We start from the raw sequence: 15,188 nt of genomic DNA, 5'->3' as shown, positions 1-15,188 counted from the left end.
CGGCTGCCTCTTTCTCAGGAGAGCCCGTAGGCCCGGATCACTGTCTGCTGCACCGCGTTCCCGTCGGCGTCGGACCCGTGCACGCGCAGGGAGACGAAGCCGTTGGTCCGGTCCAGCCGCGGATGGTCGACCACGGCGCGGAAACGGCCGTCGCCGATGCCGTCCACCCGCTTGACGTTCGTCCACGTGCGACCGTCGTCATAGGACACTTCGACGGTCAGCCGCGGATTCTTCGGCACTGCCATGCCGTCCTGGTTGCGGACGGTGAACTCGACCGGAAGCGAACGTCCGGCGCGCGCCTTCTGCGTCAGGTCCGTCTGCACGCCGTAATCCACCTGCAGCAACGGAAGCAGGTCCGTTTTGCCTTCGGCGGGCCGCTTCGACCCGAAGGTCCACGACGTTTCGGTGTGCGTGCCGTACGCCCAGTCCGGAGTGGACTTGGTCAGCGACAGGTCGAGCCGGTACTTCGCCGGGTCCGCCGAGGCCGGGAACTTGCCCCACGCCGCCGGGCCTTCCTTGACGAGATTTCCGTCCTGGTAAAGCTTCGCGCTCACCTGGTCCGGTTCGTCATCGCCGATACCCGATTCGGAAAACGCGTAATGCGACGTTTCCGGGTCGGCGAACTCCGGGATGCGGAAGGCGAACGTGTCGCCGGTGCGCGACGTTTCCAGTCCCGCGCCGCGCGGGATCGCCGGCCGGACCACCGGCGCGTACCAGTTTTCCGTCGCCCGCTGCCCGGCCTTGAACGTGTGCGGCTGTTCGAGCATGCCGACCGCGAGCGGCTGGAAAGTGTCCCAGCTGAGCTTGTTGTTCACCCGGTGCTGCCAGATCGTCTCGTCGGTCGAAACGATTTCCTCGCGGGCCGTTCCAGTGTGCGCGTACCGCTGGTACTGGTTGATCGCGGTCTTTTCCCAAGGCCGCCAACCGAAACGCTGTTCGGAAAGCCACTCGTCCTTGCCGGTCGCCCGGTAATTCGCGGTGACCGTCGCACTGTTGCGGTCGCTGACCTGATAGACGATCTTCTGCGGAATCTGGTCGTGCGTCACCTGCATGATGTCGTACAGGTACGGGCTCACCGGCGTGCCCTGCAGGAACATGCTGGTGAAACCGTATTGGGCGCGGTCAGCCAGCTTCATGCCTTGGTCGTTCGTGATCAGCACGGCGGGAATCGGCAGGCGATTGCCGCGCGGCTGCCAATGCCCGTACGTGTGCTCGTCGGGCAGGCTGACGACCATCACCATCGCGGCGCCAGCGGCAGCGGCCTGTTTTGCGGCGGTATCCGGGTTGGTGCCGTCCTTCGCGGGGGTCACCAACGCGATTTTCCCGCGCGCCTTGGCGTATTGTTCCGGTTTGTCGGCAGCGACCGGGACGACGCCCAGCCACTTGAACCCGGAAATCGCCGGGGACGACGCGTAGTAGAACAGTTCGGTCTTGATTCCCAGCCACGGCAACGTGGTCGCGGTCAGCATCGGCGCGGTGAGCTGCCACCGGGTGCCGAATTCGAACGTCCCGTTCTTCACCTTGTCCGTCGGCGTCACGTAGATGTGCCGGACGCCGGGGAATTCCATGACGTAGTTCGAGATCTTGCGCGAGCCGAATTCGCGGTGCGCGTAGCTGCTGATGATGTTTTCCAGCGTCGACGGCCGCGGCGTCTTGATCTCCACCGGCACCGCGCTCCGCGCGTCCATCACCAGGTTCAGGTCCCCGGTCAGGGAGAACTCGGGTTTGAGCACGATCGCGAGTTCCTCGTCCGGAGCCCGTCCGGTGTGGAACATCGCGCGGGCGTAGTAGGTGCCCTCCGGCAGTTCGGTGACGAACGGGTGATCGCTGACGACGTCCCGCACGATGTCGTAGCGCATGTCGTCGCCGAAGATCTGGAGATCCATCGGATACGCCTTGCCGTCGCGGCCGATGCCGGTGACGCTCACCTTGTGCTTCGGCGGTTCCTTCACCAGGCCGACCGTCGTGTGCACCGCGCCGACGAGAACGCTGCCGGTGTAGTTGCCCGGCACCAGCGCGGCCGAGTCGACGGTGATCGCGACCGTCGCGGTCCCGTTGGCCGGTACGTCCACAGTGGACTTTTCGAGCTTCACCGCGGCACCCGGCGTGGCACCGTCGCCACGGCGCAGGTCGAGCTTCGGGGTGATGGTGACCGGTGCGGAAGTCGTGTTGGTGTAAGTGATTTCCTTGCGCACCGGGCCACTGCCGCTGGTGACCGGGCCGAGGTTCAGCGTGCCGGTCGCGAAGACGCCGGGATGCACGGCCGCGGCAGCGACGTCCACTCGGCCGCCACCCTGCTGGAAGGCGTTAAGCCCCGCAGACGGTTTCGACGTACTGGCCAAGCCATCCTTGAGCTGCTGCGCGGTCCATTGTGGATACCGCTGCGCCAGAATCGCCGCCGCGCCAGCAACATGCGGCGTCGCCATCGACGTGCCGGACGCCGCGGTGTAGTACTGGTCCACCACTTCACCGAGCGAGGTGCCAGCCGCGCGCGCCGCGACGATTCCCACGCCGGGCGCGGTGATGTCCGGCTTCACGGCCTGGTCGCCCTGCCGCGGTCCCATGCTGGAGAACGGGGCCAATTCGTCCTTGCGGTCCACCGCACCGACGGTCAGCGCGGAATCCGCGGTGCCCGGCGCGCCGATGGTCGACGCGCCGTTCTGGCCGTCGTTGCCCGCGGCGACCACGAACAGCGCACCGGTGCGAGCAGTAAGTTCGTTGAGGCCGACGCTGAGATCGTCCGTGCCGTCGGTCGCGTCGCCGCCGAGGCTCATGTTGATCACCTTGGCGCCGGAGTTCGCGGCCCACTCCATCCCTTGCAGGACTTCGGAAGACGAGGCCGTGCCGTCGTCGCCGAGCACCTTGCCGACGTACAGCTTCGCGCCCGGAGCCGCGCCCTTGCGCGTGCCGCCCGCGGCCGCGCCGCTGCCCGCGATGGTCGCCGCGACGTGCGTGCCGTGGCCGAACCGGTCGATGACGTCCGGGCTGGTCGAGAAGTTTTCCGACTTCGCGACCTTGCCCGCGAGGTCCGGGTGATGGGGGTCGTAGCCGGTGTCGAGCACGGCCACCGCGACGCCGGATCCGTCGAACCCGGCCGCCCACGCCTCCGGCGCCCCGATCTGCGGGACACTGCGGTCGAGCGACGCGTGCACCTTGCGATCCAGGGTAATCCGTTCCACCGCACCGGAAGCCGCGCGCGGACCGGTGAAGGACTGCCAGAACTCGCCGGCGCGCTTCTTGTCTTCCCGCAACGCGCGGCCGTTCACACTGGGCAGTTCGGCGCCCTGCGCGGTGGCCGTGAACGCCGGCGCGGCCGCGATCGAGACACCCTTGGCGTAGTGCGCGATCATCGGCACCGTCGGGCTCGACTCATCGGCGTAGCCCTGCGCGATCAGGTCGGTGACGTTGAACAGCGCTTTGTCGAGGCGTTTGTCCGCCACGAGCGACACCGCGTCGGCCGGGATGACCTGCAGCTTTCCGTCCACTTCGGACTGCGTGAAGCGGATGTTCTCCCGCCCCTTGCCCGGTCGGACTGTCGCGATCTGCCGTCCGCCTTGGACGCTTTCGACTTGCACGACGTCACCGGTGAGCAAGGTGACCGTGTGCCGCTCACCGGGACCGGATGCCGGTGAACCGCTCGCAGGCTCGGCCGCCGCGGGCACCGCTTGGCCGAGTGTCGCGACCAGTGCGCCCGTGCAGCCGAGAGTGATGGCTCGTGATCTCCACGTCATCGCACAAGATTCGGGGCGAGCCGGGGTTCACGTCACTACCTCTCGGTGTCGCGGTTGTGACATGTCGCAACTGGGACAACGCCTGGTTAGCCAGCCACTGTCGCGTAATAGGCCATTAGGCGGTCTGCCAGTTCGTCCGGACGGCTCAGCAGCGCGAGATGGGATCCCGCCATCTCGTCCGCGTCGATCCCCAGCCGCTCGCGCGCGACGCGGCGCAGCAGGTCGGCGGAGAAGAACCGGTCGTCGCGGAAGAGCAGCACTTTTGTCGGCACGTCCGGCAAGCGCTCGCCCGGCCACGCCGCGCTGTACTCGGCGCTGTTCTGATCCCGGCCGCGGCGCTCGTTCTCCGCCGCCAGGTCGGCCGGGAGGTCCGCCATGAACTGCTCCGTGACGCTCAGCCCCTCGGCCGACTCGAAGCCGACATTTCCCCACCACTCGCCGGGAGCCTCGCCCGGCGCGGGCACCATCCCGGCGACGAACACGAGAAGCCGCGCGCCGACCCGTTCCGCCACGAGCGGCGCGGTGAACCCGCCGTAGGAATGACCGGCCACGACGACGTCCCGCGCATCGCCGATCGCCGAGACGACAGTGTCGGCGAAGTCGGCGAGCGTGGCCTGCGGGTTCTCGATCGGCAGATCCGGGGCCACGACGTCGTGCCCGGACGCCTTGAGCCGCTCGGCGACCAGGTGCCAGTCCCAGCCGCTGCCGCCGCCCCCGTGGATCAGTGCGAAAGTCGCCATGTCGCCCAGCTTGTCACGCAGGGCAGCGCTTGAGCATGTCCTGCAGCGCGTTCTTCTCCATGTCCGTGATCGTCAGCCCGTAGAAGTGCTTCACGGTGACCCAGTCGGTCGCGTACGTGCACCAGAACGACACCAGCGGCGGCTTCCACTCGTCCGGAGCCTTGTCGCTCTTCTGGCGGTTCACGCTCGCCGTCACCGCGAACAGCTGCGGCCGCGTGAGGTCGTTCGCGAACTGCTCGCGCTTCTCCTGCGTCCAGTCGCGCGCGCCGCTCACCCAGGCCTGGCCGAGCGGGACCATGTGGTCGATGTCGAGCTGAGTCGCCTTGGTCCAGGTCTGGCCGTCGTACACGCTGACCCAGGTGCCCGCCGTCGGCTTGCAGTCGCTGCCCGCCTTGACGTCCTTGCCCGCGCGCTTGAGGACGACCTCGCGCGTGTCGCAGCTGTCGCCCTGGCTGTCCCAGTGCTTGAACTTGTCTCGCGAATAGCCGGTCATATTGCCGCGGGCGCCGATTTTCAGCTCGGACAGCTGCTTCGTCGCGTCCGCCGCGGACGCCGGTGCGGCCTCGGACTTGGTGTCGCCGACTTCGCGCTGGCCGTACCAAAACCCGACGACAGCGATGAGCAGCACGACCGCGAGCAGCACGGTGCGCTTGGTGGGGAACGGCCGGGCCATGGTGCGCGGGATCCTCTCGGGCGGGGAGTTCGGGGAGCCGGAGTATGCCTGTCGCCGGGCCGGTAATCGCGCAGACACTCTCGGCAGTGCCCGAGGCGTGGCAAGGACCACGTCGGACCAGTTGTTGGCCGCCAACGAAAAAGACCTGATCAGCGGGGGTGGATAACGCTCCCGAAGGTGTCACGTCCGCGACGGGCGAAACGACTGTCTTGGCAGGGGGCCGGAAAGGAGCGGGTCCGAGATGCCCGGGCGGCTGCGGAAGTGGAACACACGCGTCGATGACTACCTGCGCCGGAAGGCGGCGGAGGGCGGCAACGTCGTCGCGATGGCGCGCGTCGCCGCTGACCTGCGCGAACGCGGCGATTCAGCGGAGGCCGAGGAGTGGTACCGCCGAGCCGCGGCGGGCGGCGACCGCATCGCCATGACCGCGCTGGCGCATCTGCTGGCCGAACGCGGCGCCGAGGACGAGGCCGCCCGCTGGTACCACGAAGCCGCCCAGGCCGGTGAGCCGCACGGGATGCTCGGCTACGCGCGGACCTGCGAAAACCAAGGTCACCTCAACGACGCCGAGCACTGGTATGCCGCCGCGTTCCAAGCCGGTGCGACGGAAGCGGCCGGGCTGCTCGGCCATTTGCTCGTCGAAGACGGCCGGTACTCCGATGCCGAGGGCTGGTGCCGCAACGCCGCGGAAGACGGCGACTCGACGGCGATGTTGGACCTCGGCCTGGTCCTGCGAGAACTCGGCGCGCCCGACGAGATGGCGCGCTGGTGGCGGGCCGCGGCGGACGCGGGCGAACTCTCCGCGACCTGCCTGCTGGGCCGGGAAGCCGAGCGGGCCAACCGAGAAGGCGACGCCGAACGGTGGTTCCGTCGCGGTGCGAAAGGCGGCCACATCGAGGCGAAGGTGCGGCTGGGGCTGCTGCTGCATCGCCGGGGCGACCTCGAAGAGGCGGAGAACTGGTACCTCGAAGCCGCCGAGGCGGGCGACGCGGCGGCGATGACCAACCTCGGCGTCCTCGCCCGCAACCGCCGCGACGACGGCGAGGCCGCGGCCTGGTACCGCAAGGCCGCCGAGCACGGCAGCATCCCCGCGCTCACCAACCTGGGACATCTCGCCGAATCCCGCAGCGACCTGGCACAGGCCGAACGCTGCTTCCGGGTCGCCGCCGAGACCGGCGACGTGCAGGGAATGCTGAGCCTCACCCGGATGCTGCGCGCCCGCGGCGCGACCGCCGAGGCCGACCACTGGCAGGCACTCGCCGCCGACCGTCCACAGTAGACACAGTTTTCCCGGGGTCGATCTCCGGGATCTTCCCGGATGTCCCCCAGCACGTGCGCGGCTAGCGTCGATCGGGTGTTCAGACGCGTGCTTCTCGCCGTCCTCGCCGGGATAGCGGTGTTCCTGGTGCCGTGGACCGTCTACCTCGGACTGACCCTGCCCGAGCACTTCGACACGAGTCAGTGGCGAGTCGCCTGGGTCGGCTTCGACATCGTCCTGCTGCTGTGTTTCGCCGCGTCCGTGCTGCTCGGGATGCGCCGAAGCCGCGCCGCCGTGCCGATGCTGGCCGCGACCGCCGCGCTGCTGTGCTGCGACGCCTGGTTCGACGTCGTCCTCGACTGGGGCGGCTCCGACCAGTGGGCCAGCCTCGGCACCGCGCTGCTCGCGGAAGTGCCGATCGCGGTGTTCCTGATGCTGCGTGCGCGCGCTCTGCTCGCCGGCAACGCTCGACCGCGGCCGCTGACCATGAACGACATCACGGTGCGCACGAACCCGAACTACCAGCGGGTGCTTCGGCTCCTGCCCGCCACTTCGGCCGAACTGCGCGCGCAACTCCCCTCGATCGACGTCCCGGCCGCGCTGCTCACCCTGACCCACGCCGGGTACACGCGGCGCACCCGCGACGGCCGCTGGCACCCCGTGCCGCAAAGCACGAACGAGGCGAAGCTGGAGGACTACCCCGAGGAGGACCGGCCGAGGCTGGCCGCCTACCTGGACGCGAAGTACGACCACGAAGTGCGTTTGATGGCCTGGGCGGTCGAGCACCGCGACACCTTCGACGACTGGACCGCCGGGAGCCGCGCCGGGATGCGCCTGAGCTACAAGGACTTGAAGGAGTTCGAGGCGGAGTACCTGGAACTGGTGCACCGCTACGCCGCCCGCAAACCCGGACCGTCCGACGAAGCGCGTGACCTGGCCGTGCGGTTCTACGCTTTCCCGGAACCGAAACCCGCTGAGCTGGCGTAGTTTCGAGGCATGATCCATCACGTGCAGGTCGCCTGCCCAGCGGGCGCGGAGGACGACGAGCGCGCGTTCTACACCGGTGTGCTCGGCTGGCCGGAACTGCCGAAACCGCCGCTGCTGGCGGCACGCGGCGGTTGCTGGTTCCGGGTTCCCGGCGTCGGCGGCCCGGACGGCGAACTGCACGTCGGTGTCGAGGCGGATTTCCGTCCGGCACTCAAGGCGCACCCGGCTTTCGTCGTCGACGTGGACGGCGTCGCAGCCGCGATCGAAGCCTCCGGACGGTCCGTGACCTGGGCCGATCCGGCGGAAATCCCCGGCAGGCGGCGGTTCCACACCTTCGACCCGGTCGGCAACCGGCTGGAGTTCCTCGCCGGCTGAGCCGCCTACAGTGTGGGGATGGGCCAGGAGGCGGAAGAAGCCGAGCAGCGGATCACGCGACGTTTGCGTGAGCTCCGCCTGGAACGCGGGCTCACGCTGGAGAAAGCCGCCGCCGCTGCGGACATCACCCCTGGCTACCTGTCGCGCGTCGAGAGCGGACAGCGCGTGCCCAGCCTCGGCACGCTCGTGGTGCTCGCGCGGGTGCTGGACGTCAGCGTCGCCGATCTCGCTGCTTCCGAGGAACGCCGGTCGCCGATCGTCCGGCGCGCGGACGCCATCACGTACGGCACCAGCGGCGCGTCCATGACCCACTTGTCCCCGCCGTCGTCTGGCGTTGAGGCGACACTGGTGACCCTGCGTGGCAAATCCGTCCCGCCGCGCCCCACTCAGCACCGCGGCGAAGAGTGGCTGCACGTGGTCAGCGGCCAGCTCGAACTGACCCTCTCCGGCGAAACCCACCTGCTCACGGCTGGTGACTCGGCCCAGTTCCCCGGCACCACCGAACACACCCTGCGCGGCGCCCCCGACGCGGAAGTGCTCGTCGTCATCGCTTGACACCCATTGTGCCTCAGAGGCACCCTTATTGCCAGACAGGCAATAGTGGGAGATGCTGATGACCGACGCCCCGGTAGCCGAACTCGACCTCGACACGCTGCCCGAGCAGCTGGATTCCGTCGCCGCCGAACGAGCGCAGCGCAAACGCCAGCTCGCCGTCGCCTTCCGCCTGTTCGCCCGGTACGGGTTCGACGAGGGCATCGCCGGGCATCTCACCGCGCGCGATCCCGAGTTCCCGAACCGGTTCTGGGTCAACCCGTACGCGGTGCACTTCTCCCGGATCAAGGTCAGCGACCTGCTTCTCCTTGACGAGAACGGAAAAGTGGTCGAAGGAACGCGGCGCACGAACAAGGCCGCGTTCGCGATCCACTCGACCATCCACGAGGCACGCGAGGACGTCGTCGCCGTCGCGCACGCACACACGATTCACGGCCGCACCTGGTCGGCGTTGAATCGTTTGCTGGACCCGATTGTCCAGGAATCCTGTGCCTTCTACGAAAACCACGTGCTTTTCGACGAGTACAAAGGCCTGGTCCTGGAGCGAGACGAAGGCGTGCGCATCGCCGCGCGGCTCGGGTCCAAACGCGCCGCGATCCTTCGCCACCACGGATTGCTGACCGTCGGACGCAGCGTCGGCGAGGCGGCGTGGTGGTTCATCACGATGGAACGCGCCTGCCAGATGCAACTTCTCGCCGAAGCCGCGGGTACGCCTCGCGTCATGACCGCTGAGGAAGCAACACTCGCCGCCCGCCAGTTCGGCAGCGCGAACATGGCGCGCAACAACTTCCGCCTGCTGGAGGACCTGATCGTCGAACAGGAACCGGACGTGCTGGACTGACCGGGTTCAGTCTCCGACCGCTTCCCGCCCGCGCTTCACGATCAGCGGATCCGGTTCCCCGACCACGTTCGCGTCCTTGCCCTCATACTCGAAGCGCGACAGGAAATAGCGCATCGCGTTGATCCGCGCGCGTTTCTTGTCGTTGCTCTTGATCGTGATCCACGGCGCGAGATCGTTGTCCGTGCGGACGAACATCGCTTCCTTGGCCGCGGTGTAGTCGTCCCACTTGTCGAGCGACTGCAGGTCCATCGGGGAGAGCTTCCACTGCCGCACCGGATCGACCTGCCGGATGATGAACCGCGTGCGCTGTTCGGCCTGCGTCACGGAAAACCAGAACTTCGTGACCGTGATCCCGCTCTCCACCAGCATTTCCTCGAACAGCGGCACCTGGTGCATGAACTGCTCGTACTGATCCGGCGAGCAAAACTCCATCACCTGCTCGACCCCGGCCCGGTTGTACCAGGACCGGTCGAACAACACCATCTCGCCCGCGGTCGGCAAATGCTGGACGTAGCGCTGGAAATACCACTGATGCGCTTCCCGGTCGCTGGGCTTGGCGAGCGCGACCGTCCGGGCGTGCCGCGGATTGAGGTGCTCCATGAACCGCTTGATGGTGCCGCCCTTGCCCGCGGCGTCACGCCCCTCGAAGAGAATGACGTGGCGGCTGCCGGTCTCGCTGATCGAGTTCTGCAGCTTGAGCAGTTCGACCTGCAGCAGGTATTTCGACTCGTCGTACTCCTCGCGCGGCATGCGCTCGGCGTACGGATAGTTCTCCCGCCAGGTGTCGACCGCCTTGCCGAACGCGTCGATCAACACGGGATCGTCGTCGTGATCCTCGCCGACCGAATGCCCGTCGATCTCGAGCCGATCGATGTACTCCCGCACGTCCCGCAACATGCGGCCGACCTTAAGCAGGGCAGGTGAACGGGAGGTGTCTAGACGACGGCCTGTCCCCATGCCCGGGACTTAAGGCGGCGCTGCGGGCGCGGTTTGCCCAGGTCGAAGGACTTGAGCCGGGTCAGACGTCCGTGAGGGGAACCCTGAGGGACTCAGAGTCCCTCAGGGTTCCCCTCACGGACGTCCAGCAAGCGGTCATATGGCCATAAGTCGGGCGTTCCGGCGGCACTGGCGTCCTTTGTGGACTGTCGGCGGGCGTGGGTCGCGCCGCTTAAGTCCCTGGCATTGCAACCTGTCCCTGTGCCGACCAATGGGAGAAAGGGAAACCTTGGCGGAATGCCAAGAGCGCGACCATTAACTGCCAGCATGCCCGTCCGCAACTGGCAACGGAAGACACACCACACATCCGAGTGATGTTTCCCTTCACTTAAGCAAGTTCCGACGTCTACCCAGCGATGGGTTTGGCCACCGGGCCTCACCCCGGTCCCCTCTGGAAGGGAGCCCAGCCGGTGTTCTACCTGGTGGTCGCAGCCGCTGCCTCGGCAGCGACGGCTGCCGCACGCCCGATGTGGTGCCTGTTTCGGTTATCGGCTTGCGTGCTGGTCCGCCTGGTCGAACAGAAACGGGCGGTGCGTCTCGCCGAAGCCGTGCTGGAAAGCGGTCGCGACGACGGTGACTGGCAGGTGCGCGCGGGCGGGCTGGACGTCTCGATCCGCCGCCGCGACCAGGACGAGGTCGGCGGAGAGTGACCGATCACGTTCCGCCGGGCGCGATCCAAGATCCTCGCGACGTCGCGGCGTTCACGCAGTTCGTGCGCGAACATCACTCGTCACTGCTGGGGCTGGCGCGCACGATCTATCCCACCGGCGACTACGAACTCGCGGTCAGCGACGGACTTCTGCGCTTGTGCAGGCACTGGCACTCCGTTACCGGTGATCGGGTCGCGTGGACGAAGACCGTAGTCCGAAGGCTGGCCATCGACCTGCGCCGGCGGAGCCGCGAGGAAGCCACGGAACTTCACGAGCACGATCCGCCGCTGTGGGCGGCCGCGACGCCGATCGACGGGCGGCTCGAACTGAACGAAGTACTGGAACTGCTGCCGACTCTGCCCCCGCGAGAACAGGCCGCGCTGCTGTGGAGCGCGTTCGGCTACCAGAACTCGGAAATCGCTGATCGGATGACCATCTCCGAAGCTTCCGTCCGATCTTATCTCGCTCATGCCCGGAAGCGCATTCGCGAAGGATTCAGCCGTCCTCCGCAGACACGCTCGAGCCGCCTCGCCACCGAGAAGGAGATCTAAAGTGGACAGTCGATCTTCTTCCGGTCCGCTCAACGCGATCAATCCCGGAGACCTTGGGCTTGCCGCGCTCGCCAGCGCGCTCTCCGCTCCGGTCAGCGAAGCCGAGCTTGCGTTTGTCCAGGCGATAAACGACGAACTCGCCGCGGAGTCACACTGGGGCCTGGTGCTCGTGGTTCGCCTGCCACACCACAGCGATCCGGAGAACGGACTTACCCCTGAGCTGACAGTCGAGTTGCATGAAGCCTTCTCCCGGCGAATAAAGGGCGTGCTCTACGAACACCCGAAGACAAGCGTGCACTCAGATGGCGCTGATCTGCTCGTGTACGTTCCCGACGCCGGCGCGGAACTGGATCTGACCACCGCCGCGGAGCAACTGTCCCCTGCCTTGAACGCACCCATGTCGCTCGACGACCAGACTGCCGTGTTCAAGCCACCGTTCGGAATCGCCGTCGCACGTCCTGGTTCAGACCTCGGCGAACGCGCCGCCACAGCCAGGACGGGCCTCCCGGACAAGGTAAAGATCCATTGGCCGAACGCACGCGGCACAAAGAACGTCTTACGGCCCGCCACGCTTCTCAGCCAAGCCAGGGAAGCCATCGCATCCGGCAGACACACAGTCCGCTACCAATTCATCGAGGACATCGGTTTCTCCGGCGCGATCGGTGTACGCGCGGTCGCGTGCTGGCTCGGCACCGCCAATACCCCGCATCCGCTGAGCGAGCTGAGTTCGCTCAGCGACTCGACCCAGCTGGCACCAGCCTTGTTCGACCTCGTGCTTCCCGAGATCTGCGAGACTCTCCGGACCTGGCGTGCTCAGCGGCGTGCCGCGGACCCGCTCCTGCTGCTCGAACTGCCGGTCAGCGTCGTGGCCGACCAGACCTTCGCCGACTCGCTGGCCGAGCACCTGCACCAGGTGCGGGTGCCCGCGCGAATGCTGCACCTCGGCATCCCGTGCGAAGCGCTCGCGTCTCCGCGGATCGACGAACAACTGTTCCGTCTGGCGGACACCGGAGTCAACCTGGCCTTGACCAACTACGGCACTCCCTCCACTCCGCTCTGTCCTCCCGACCGCCACCCGTGGTCGCTCGCTGTAATCCCGCGTTCGGGCGTCCCGGCCTCAGTGTTCGGACGGTCCTTGGACGAAGCGGATCGCCGTACCTTCAGCTGGCTGGAGAAAGCGGCGGAGCACCTCGACGCCCGGCTTGTCGTGGAGGGCGTCGAGCTTGCCCATGCGCGGAAATTGCTGCCCCGCGGTTGTTTGTACATGCCCTCCCGCGACCTGAAAGTCGCCCAGGCGCAGCTCGCGGGCACGGCGTGGAAAGGGCCGGGGCACGCTGAGCTGGTCCGGAAGCAGGCGCTGGCTGACCAACGCGCCGCGTCGGATTCGGATCCCGCTACTGTGCCCCGCCCTCGCGGCTGAGCCTTAGCCCAGGAACTTCAGCAAGTCCGCGTGCGCCGTCTCGGGTTGTGGCAGTTGCCAGACCCGCAGGCGGTGCAACTGCTCGACCGTGAGCGGTTTGGTGAAGTCCACTCCGTACTCTTCGCCGCTGATTCCGTTGAACCGCAGTCCTTCTGGCGGAAACCCAGTCCCGAGCACAACGAGATTCGCCTGATCGCTCACGGCAAGCCACGCCCCGGCGAAGTGCAGGACAGCCGCCTCGACCTTGGTGTCCCGCACCGTCCAGCGCACTCGCGGCCACTCCGCTCTGCGCTCGGCCTGTTCGGTGAGGTGCCGCCACACCGCCGCGCCGACGCGACTGCGGTCCGGCATCGTGCCTACCGGCTCAACGATGTTCATCAACTGCCCGAGCGGCCAGCGGAGTTCCAGCCGCGGTGTCGTTCCGACAAGCGCCGCCCGGTCGCCTTCTTCCGTCCGGTGTCCCAGCCAGTAGACCCCGCCGGTCGGAGTGCCGTCGACCGTCGCGATCCATCGGCGGTGCTGCTGCGGCCATTCGATATCGAAGACCTCGCCGCTCGCCGCGGCTGCGCCTTGTGCGGATCCGTCGAGCCGTTCTGCCTGCATAGCTGAAGTTTATTCGCCTCGGCGATATAGTCGGGCGGAGCCAGGTTACGGTGCCCGGTTCGCCGGGCGGAGGGCTGGGATGACCGACAACGAACCGCCCACGAATCCCTTCCCCGCGAGTGGTTACCCGCCGCCTGCGAAACCCCGGCGAACCGGCTGGATCGTCGGCGGGATCGCCGCGCTGGTGGCCGTGCTGGGAATCGGGATCGCCGTCGGCGTGGTCGCCGGACAGTCCTCGGAGCGCCCGCCGGAACCGGCCGCCGCGCCCGGTTATTCGATGGACCACGTCGGCAATGCCTGCGATCTCGTCGATCCCGCTCCGCTGCGGAAGTGGTCGCCCACCCCGAAAGGCCCGCCCGAGCACAAGGAACTCCGCCCGAGCAAGCTCGACGCAGGCAGTCTGAGCTGCCAGCTGCGCTACTCCAGCGGCAATTCCCTGGACACCGCCGAGGTCATCCTCGACGTCAACTTCACCAACGGAACCGCGCCGTCTTTCTATGACAACTGGAAACGCGGCAACGCCGCCAAGACCGGCGAGGGAAAGGCATCCGGCCCGATCACCGGAATCGGGAGCCAGGGCTTCTGGCACTCCGAGGTCTACGGCGATCTGGTCGCGGACACTCGCTACGTCCTTTGTGTACTGGACGGCAACGTCTCGGTCCGCGTCCGGCTCAACTTCAGCCGCAGCCGCGACGTCGCCCAGGTGCACCGCACCGAAGTCCAGCCGATCGCCGAAGCACAGGCCCGCAAGGCGTTGAGCGGGCTGAAAGGGAACTAGATTTTCCATGCAGCAACCCGGATACGGCTACCCGCGGCCGCCAAAACCCGGCCCCAAAACGGGATTGATCGTAGCCGGTGCGATCGGACTGGTCGTCATACTCGGCGTCGGAATCGCGATCGGCCTCTCCCTCAGCGGCAGCTCATCCCCTGTTAAAGCCCAACCGGCCCGGGTGACCCCGGCCCCGTCCGCCACGCCGTCGCCCACCGCGCCGCCGGGCAAGTACTCGATGAGCGCGATCTCCAACGCCTGCGACCTGCTGGACCCGAAACCGCTGGCGAAATGGTCCTCGACCCCGATCCCGCCGACCCACCGGGAAAACCAGCCAAGCGGCGGCTACGGCGGCGGCCTGACGTGCAGTCTCCGCTACACCAGCACCTCCGCGACCGACGGCGTCGCCACCAACGAGGCCGGAATCGGCGTCCAGGTCGAGTTCACGTCGGCGGGCGAGCCCCCGGCCTACGACAAGTGGAACACCGGCCCGTCGAAGGGCTGGACCGCCGGCACGACCGCCGGACTCGGCACGCGCAATTACTGGCGCGCCGGTGCGGTCACGGAGCCGGGGCCGGGTGCGAGTTACGTCGTCGGGGTGCAGGACAGCAATGTCTCGGTGGAGATCCAGGTTGCCGTCCACCGCGCCCCCGGCGAGGCCCCGCTGAAGATGGACGATCTTTCGTCGATCGCGCAATCCCAGACCCGCGCGGTGCTGGATCGGCTGAAGAAGGCGTAAATGCACAACGGTCCGGGAGCCAAAAGCTCCCGGACCGTTGTTTACTGTCTCGACCAGACAGTGCGCCCAAAGGGATTCGAACCCCTGACCTTCTGATCCGTAGTCAGATGCTCTATCCAGCTGAGCTATGGGCGCGTGTTCAGTTGTTAGCTTAGCACCTGCCGAAACAGGCACCAGCGGAGGCTCCGGGATTTGAACCCGGGAGGGGGGGTTACCCCCAACCGCATTAGCAGTGCGGCGCCATAGACCAGACTAGGCGAAGCCTCCTGGGTCCCAACGACCACTGCTCAGATAGGTTACACA

15 protein-coding genes and 2 tRNA genes are annotated in these 15,188 nt (G+C 67.4%); 10 read left to right on the top strand and 7 right to left on the bottom strand.

From position 1 onward, the window contains the following. Positions 1–14 precede the first annotated feature (14 nt). From ACFORO_RS23425 to ACFORO_RS23415, 3 genes are all read right to left on the bottom strand, one after another. On the bottom strand, positions 15–3,731 hold the full coding sequence (locus tag ACFORO_RS23425; protein WP_377868739.1) for a S8 family peptidase: 3,717 nt from the start codon (positions 3,729–3,731) through the stop codon (positions 15–17). 86 nt (positions 3,732–3,817) lie between these two features. Continuing rightward, a complete protein-coding gene (locus ACFORO_RS23420; protein ID WP_377868738.1) occupies positions 3,818–4,471 on the bottom strand; it encodes an alpha/beta fold hydrolase in 654 nt (217 codons plus the stop codon). Between the two features lie 13 nt (positions 4,472–4,484). Next, positions 4,485–5,144 carry an HNH endonuclease family protein gene (locus tag ACFORO_RS23415; RefSeq protein WP_344287735.1) on the bottom strand — a complete coding sequence of 220 codons (660 nt, stop codon included), beginning with the start codon at positions 5,142–5,144 and terminating at the stop codon, positions 4,485–4,487. Between the two features lie 241 nt (positions 5,145–5,385). Between ACFORO_RS23415 and ACFORO_RS23410 the strand changes: the two genes are divergently transcribed. The 5 genes from ACFORO_RS23410 (at position 5,386) to ACFORO_RS23390 (ending at position 9,157) form a co-directional block, all read left to right on the top strand. Continuing rightward, positions 5,386–6,423 (top strand): tetratricopeptide repeat protein, encoded by a 1,038-nt coding sequence (locus ACFORO_RS23410; RefSeq protein ID WP_377868737.1) that lies wholly within the window; start codon positions 5,386–5,388, stop codon positions 6,421–6,423. A 75-nt stretch (positions 6,424–6,498) separates the two neighbouring features. After that, the gene (locus tag ACFORO_RS23405; protein ID WP_377868736.1) at positions 6,499–7,389 is read left to right on the top strand and encodes a hypothetical protein; all 891 of its coding nucleotides are present in this window, start codon (positions 6,499–6,501) and stop codon (positions 7,387–7,389) included. Between the two features lie 9 nt (positions 7,390–7,398). Continuing rightward, positions 7,399–7,764, top strand: a complete 366-nt coding sequence (locus ACFORO_RS23400; protein WP_377868735.1) for a glyoxalase — start codon at positions 7,399–7,401, stop codon at positions 7,762–7,764. 18 nt (positions 7,765–7,782) lie between these two features. Beyond that, on the top strand, positions 7,783–8,319 hold the full coding sequence (locus ACFORO_RS23395) for a helix-turn-helix domain-containing protein (protein ID WP_377868734.1): 537 nt from the start codon (positions 7,783–7,785) through the stop codon (positions 8,317–8,319). Positions 8,320–8,377: 58 nt separating this feature from the next. Further along, positions 8,378–9,157, top strand: coding sequence for a class II aldolase/adducin family protein (locus ACFORO_RS23390; protein WP_377868733.1), 780 nt, complete (start codon positions 8,378–8,380; stop codon positions 9,155–9,157). A 6-nt stretch (positions 9,158–9,163) separates the two neighbouring features. Here ACFORO_RS23390 and ppk2 read toward each other — a convergent pair whose 3' ends face one another. Continuing rightward, the gene (ppk2, locus tag ACFORO_RS23385) at positions 9,164–10,054 is read right to left on the bottom strand and encodes a polyphosphate kinase 2 (RefSeq protein WP_377868732.1); all 891 of its coding nucleotides are present in this window, start codon (positions 10,052–10,054) and stop codon (positions 9,164–9,166) included. 509 nt (positions 10,055–10,563) lie between these two features. On the opposite strand from ppk2, the gene ACFORO_RS23380 reads away from it, so the two are divergent. From ACFORO_RS23380 to ACFORO_RS23370, 3 genes are read left to right on the top strand one after another with little or no spacing between them, the layout of a single operon-like run. Beyond that, positions 10,564–10,803 (top strand): hypothetical protein, encoded by a 240-nt coding sequence (locus tag ACFORO_RS23380; protein WP_377868731.1) that lies wholly within the window; start codon positions 10,564–10,566, stop codon positions 10,801–10,803. After that, positions 10,800–11,354, top strand: coding sequence for an RNA polymerase sigma factor (locus ACFORO_RS23375; protein ID WP_377868730.1), 555 nt, complete (start codon positions 10,800–10,802; stop codon positions 11,352–11,354). Before ACFORO_RS23380 ends, ACFORO_RS23375 begins: the two co-directional genes overlap by 4 nt. Before the next feature lies 1 nt (position 11,355). After that, positions 11,356–12,774: an EAL domain-containing protein gene (locus ACFORO_RS23370; RefSeq protein WP_377868729.1), complete on the top strand. Its 1,419-nt coding sequence runs from the start codon at positions 11,356–11,358 to the stop codon at positions 12,772–12,774. A gap of 3 nt (positions 12,775–12,777) precedes the next feature. Here ACFORO_RS23370 and ACFORO_RS23365 read toward each other — a convergent pair whose 3' ends face one another. After that, positions 12,778–13,377, bottom strand: a complete 600-nt coding sequence (locus tag ACFORO_RS23365; RefSeq protein ID WP_377868728.1) for a hypothetical protein — start codon at positions 13,375–13,377, stop codon at positions 12,778–12,780. Between the two features lie 79 nt (positions 13,378–13,456). Here ACFORO_RS23365 and ACFORO_RS23360 point away from each other — a divergent pair, with 79 nt between their 5' ends. Both ACFORO_RS23360 and ACFORO_RS23355 read left to right on the top strand, forming a co-directional pair. After that, the gene (locus ACFORO_RS23360; protein WP_377868727.1) at positions 13,457–14,155 is read left to right on the top strand and encodes a hypothetical protein; all 699 of its coding nucleotides are present in this window, start codon (positions 13,457–13,459) and stop codon (positions 14,153–14,155) included. Between the two features lie 172 nt (positions 14,156–14,327). Beyond that, positions 14,328–14,885 carry a hypothetical protein gene (locus tag ACFORO_RS23355; RefSeq protein ID WP_377868726.1) on the top strand — a complete coding sequence of 186 codons (558 nt, stop codon included), beginning with the start codon at positions 14,328–14,330 and terminating at the stop codon, positions 14,883–14,885. 61 nt (positions 14,886–14,946) lie between these two features. Here the strand turns inward: ACFORO_RS23355 and ACFORO_RS23350 are convergent. Then, positions 14,947–15,020, bottom strand: a tRNA-Arg gene (locus ACFORO_RS23350). Between the two features lie 42 nt (positions 15,021–15,062). After that, a tRNA-Ser gene (locus ACFORO_RS23345) sits at positions 15,063–15,152 on the bottom strand. Between the last annotated feature and the right edge of the window lie 36 nt (positions 15,153–15,188).

It is taken from the genome of Amycolatopsis halotolerans (genome assembly GCF_042647905.1).
GTDB classification, from domain to species: Bacteria; Actinomycetota; Actinomycetes; order Mycobacteriales; family Pseudonocardiaceae; genus Amycolatopsis; species Amycolatopsis halotolerans.
This window is presented reverse-complemented; position numbering and strand designations above follow the sequence as displayed.

What these genes read in the sequence shown, in the direction of transcription:
- ACFORO_RS23425 (WP_377868739.1), bottom strand. Translation starts at nt 3,731, where the DNA reads ATGACGTGGAGATCACGAGCCATCACTCTCGGCTGCACGGGCGCACTG.
- ACFORO_RS23420 (WP_377868738.1), bottom strand. Translation starts at nt 4,471, where the DNA reads ATGGCGACTTTCGCACTGATCCACGGGGGCGGCGGCAGCGGCTGGGAC.
- ACFORO_RS23415 (WP_344287735.1), bottom strand. Translation starts at nt 5,144, where the DNA reads ATGGCCCGGCCGTTCCCCACCAAGCGCACCGTGCTGCTCGCGGTCGTG.
- ACFORO_RS23410 (WP_377868737.1), top strand. Translation starts at nt 5,386, where the DNA reads ATGCCCGGGCGGCTGCGGAAGTGGAACACACGCGTCGATGACTACCTG.
- ACFORO_RS23400 (WP_377868735.1), top strand. Translation starts at nt 7,399, where the DNA reads ATGATCCATCACGTGCAGGTCGCCTGCCCAGCGGGCGCGGAGGACGAC.
- ACFORO_RS23395 (WP_377868734.1), top strand. Translation starts at nt 7,783, where the DNA reads ATGGGCCAGGAGGCGGAAGAAGCCGAGCAGCGGATCACGCGACGTTTG.
- ACFORO_RS23390 (WP_377868733.1), top strand. Translation starts at nt 8,378, where the DNA reads ATGACCGACGCCCCGGTAGCCGAACTCGACCTCGACACGCTGCCCGAG.
- ppk2 (WP_377868732.1), bottom strand. Translation starts at nt 10,054, where the DNA reads ATGTTGCGGGACGTGCGGGAGTACATCGATCGGCTCGAGATCGACGGG.
- ACFORO_RS23365 (WP_377868728.1), bottom strand. Translation starts at nt 13,377, where the DNA reads ATGCAGGCAGAACGGCTCGACGGATCCGCACAAGGCGCAGCCGCGGCG.
- ACFORO_RS23360 (WP_377868727.1), top strand. Translation starts at nt 13,457, where the DNA reads ATGACCGACAACGAACCGCCCACGAATCCCTTCCCCGCGAGTGGTTAC.